General features: G+C 57.2%; 1 protein-coding gene. It reads right to left on the reverse strand.

Annotated elements, in window-relative coordinates:
• Positions 1-514, reverse strand: a 514-nt coding sequence (locus tag J7438_RS27460; protein ID WP_209279171.1) for a ribonuclease E/G, incomplete at both ends; no start/stop codon positions are given.

The following is a 514-nucleotide window of genomic DNA, read 5'->3' on the forward strand; positions in this document are numbered from 1 at the left end:
TGCGGGATTTTTATCGGCAGCATCTTTGATGGAGTTCCAGAGCTGCAGGAGATAGTCCAGATCCCACTGAAGGTCTTCTGTTGAACGGCCAAGGCCAGCTGTGCGAACGATGACGCCCATCTCGGCCGGGATGTCCAGCTTGCTCATGGCCTCACGAAGCTCGGCACGCTCATCGCCTTCAATGCGGCGTGAGATGCCACCGGCCCGGGGGTTGTTGGGCATCAGCACAAGGTAGCGGCCAGCCAGGCTGACCAGTGTGGTCAGGGCGGCACCTTTGTTGCCACGCTCTTCCTTATCTACCTGAACGATAACCTCGGTGCCTTCCTTAATGACATCCTTGATGTTGGGACGACCACCAGTATGGCCGACGAAGTATTCCCGGGAGATCTCTTTTAAGGGCAGGAAGCCGTGTCGCTCTGCGCCAAAGTCCACAAACGCGGCTTCCAGGCTGGGCTCAACACGGGTGATTTTTGCTTTGTAGATGTTGGCTTTCTTCTGCTCGCGGGCTCCGGAT

The sequence above is a fragment of the Thalassotalea sp. G20_0 genome (genome assembly GCF_017744175.1).
Classification (GTDB): domain Bacteria; phylum Pseudomonadota; class Gammaproteobacteria; order Pseudomonadales; family Endozoicomonadaceae; genus Endozoicomonas.